This window comes from Haladaptatus sp. W1 (genome assembly GCF_001723155.1).
Lineage (GTDB): Archaea > Halobacteriota > Halobacteria > Halobacteriales > Haladaptataceae > Haladaptatus > Haladaptatus paucihalophilus.
The window spans coordinates 1-2,322 of record NZ_MEIH01000204.1 but is presented as its reverse complement, the minus strand read 5'-3'; the positions used below and the strand labels follow the sequence as shown (position 1 = coordinate 2,322).

The 2,322-nt window shown below is 63.3% G+C and carries 5 protein-coding genes; 2 read left to right on the top strand and 3 right to left on the bottom strand.

Annotated elements, in window-relative coordinates; all coding sequences use genetic code 11:
- From BG842_RS09935 to BG842_RS31385, 3 genes are all read right to left on the bottom strand, one after another.
- On the bottom strand, positions 1-230 hold a 230-nt coding region (locus BG842_RS09935), incomplete at its 3' end, for an arsenic resistance protein (RefSeq protein WP_394327470.1).
- Positions 227-616 (bottom strand): metalloregulator ArsR/SmtB family transcription factor, encoded by a 390-nt coding sequence (locus tag BG842_RS09930; protein WP_069450627.1) that lies wholly within the window; start codon positions 614-616, stop codon positions 227-229. The genes BG842_RS09935 and BG842_RS09930, both read right to left, overlap by 4 nt.
- Before the next feature lie 152 nt (positions 617-768).
- Positions 769-969, bottom strand: coding sequence for a hypothetical protein (locus BG842_RS31385; RefSeq protein WP_254663030.1), 201 nt, complete (start codon positions 967-969; stop codon positions 769-771).
- A gap of 95 nt (positions 970-1,064) precedes the next feature.
- Here BG842_RS31385 and BG842_RS31380 point away from each other — a divergent pair, with 95 nt between their 5' ends.
- Both BG842_RS31380 and BG842_RS09920 read left to right on the top strand, forming a co-directional pair.
- Positions 1,065-1,283, top strand: coding sequence for a site-specific DNA-methyltransferase (locus tag BG842_RS31380; RefSeq protein ID WP_254663029.1), 219 nt, complete (start codon positions 1,065-1,067; stop codon positions 1,281-1,283).
- Between the two features lie 71 nt (positions 1,284-1,354).
- Positions 1,355-2,322: replication factor C large subunit (locus BG842_RS09920; protein WP_069450626.1), on the top strand; the 968-nt coding region annotated here is incomplete at its 3' end.

Here is a 2,322-nt window from a genome sequence, read left to right as displayed (position 1 = left end):
CGGGCCGTCCGCGTGACACGGGGGATTCGAGCGTAGTCGATTTCGGCCATAATCGGGAATATCATCACGAACAGACCGAGCGCGATTGGTAGGCTCGTGCCGTGCCACGTGACCGCGTTGAGAACGTCGGCAACACCGGGGACGAATCGTCCAAGCGCGATTCCGACGGCCATTGCGAGTCCGATCCAGACGGTGAGATAGCGGTCGAGAACGCCCAGGTCGTCGCTCACGCGTCGTTCACCTCGCTTTCGGCCGTCGCGAACAGTTCCGCGGCGAGAGAGGTGGCCGCGTAGTAGCGCCAGTTCCCTTCCTTTCTGCGAACGAGGAGACCGGCGGCAACGAGGTCAGAAAGTGCATGGCTCACGGCGCTCTCGCTCACGTCCACGAGCGGTTCGAGTTCACAAACACAGAGTTCGTCGTCTGCGGCGACGAGCGCACGCGTGAGTCGGTATCGCGTCTTGTTTCCGAGAACCGCGAAGACGGGCCGGACCGCATCGTCTCCGAACGCGGTATCGGCGAGCGATTCCAACTCGCCGAGTCGTCGTTCGACGTCCGCGTCACAACACTCCCCGAGTTCGTCGGTGAGCAGGCGTCTGATTCGAGTCGTCTCTTCCATCACCCGACTGATTGAAATCCAGTTCAGATAACGTTGGTGATTTGAATCGTGGTTCAGATAGTATCCGAAATCGGCCGCCGGTATCCGTCGTCGGCCGTCCTCGGGGGTTCCGTCGAGAAGGGGGCGTATCGAGCGACGAGGGGATGCACCTTCTATCGACTCGTGCGCGAGTGTGACTGGTACGACTCGCCCCAGTGGCTGGTTTGGTCGTACCGAAACAAGCCCCAGATGGGGAACGGCGGATGGACCCGTTCGCACGAGAGCATCCGCTGGCTCAGAAAGAGCGAGGAGTACACGTTTCGGATGGACCGGGTCCGCATCCCGTACAACAGCCACGCGAAGGAGTACCCCATGCGTGAGCAGAGGCAGACATCGCTCTTCGGCAACGAGGCGGGCTACGAGTGGGACCCGAACGTGGAGAGAGGTCAAACCGCGGGACGTCATCGACGTGCCGGCCGTGAACAACGAGAGCAACGAACGGACCGACCATCCGGCGCGGAAGCCCGAGGAGCTCCTCCGGAAAATCGTCTGGGCGACGTCGGACAAGGACGATCTCGTACTCGACCCCTTCGGCGAATCGGGGACGACGTACGCGGTCGCAGAACAGCTCGGGCGGAACTGGGTCGGGACGGAAAATTCGCTGACGGATTCGCGGTCGATACGCTGACGGATTTGGGGTCGTCGTTCGGCACGACAACCGTATCGTTAAGTTTCGGGACCCCCCAGTTTCGGTCAGTAATGACCGACTGGACGGAGAAATATCGCCCGACCACGCTGTCGGAGGTTCGGGGGAACAACAAGGCCCGAGACAAACTGAAACAATGGGCCGACACGTGGGAGGACCACGGGGATGCCGTCATCCTCCACGGCAGCCCCGGCGTCGGAAAGACCTCGGCGGCCCACGCGCTGGCGAACGACATGGGCTGGCCGACCATCGAGTTGAACGCCAGCGACCAGCGCACGGGCGACGTCGTAAAGCGCGTCGCGGGCGAGGCGGCGAAGAGCGGGACCCTCACCGGCGGGACGGCGGGGCGACGGGTCGTCATCATGGACGAGGCGGACAACCTGACGCACAACGCCGACCGCGGCGGCTCGCGGGCCATCACGGACGTGGTGAAATCCGCAAACCAGCCGCTCATCCTCATCGCCAACGAGTTCTACGATATGTCGAACTCGCTCCGGAACGCCTGTGAGACCATCGAGTTCCGGAACGTGTCGGCGCGAAGCATCGTCCCCGCGCTCCGCGACATCTGCCGACAGGAGAACATCGAGTACGAATCCGAAGCGCTGGAAGCCATCGCCGAAAACGACAGCGGCGACCTTCGCTCGGCGATCAACGACCTGCAAGCGGTCGCCACCACGAACGGGAAACTGACCCGCGACGACGTGGTGACGGGCGAGCGCGACACGACCAGCGGCATCTTCGACTTCCTCGACGACCTCATCAAGAAACAGGACGCCGAGGGCGCGCTGAAGGCCTCCTACGACGTGGACGAGACGCCCGACAACATGCTGAACTGGATAGAGGACAACCTCCCGAAGGACTACGAGGGGCGGGAACTCGCCGACGCCTACGGCTACATGGCGAACGCGGACCGCTGGCTCGGACGGGTGCGCGCCACGCAGAACTACAAGTACTGGCGCTACGTGGGCGACAACATGACCGCGGGTGTGGCCGCCGCCCGGCAAGGAAAGAAGGGCGGCTG

What these genes read in the sequence shown, in the direction of transcription:
- BG842_RS09930 (WP_069450627.1), bottom strand. Translation starts at nt 616, where the DNA reads ATGGAAGAGACGACTCGAATCAGACGCCTGCTCACCGACGAACTCGGG.
- BG842_RS31385 (WP_254663030.1), bottom strand. Translation starts at nt 969, where the DNA reads ATGGGGTACTCCTTCGCGTGGCTGTTGTACGGGATGCGGACCCGGTCC.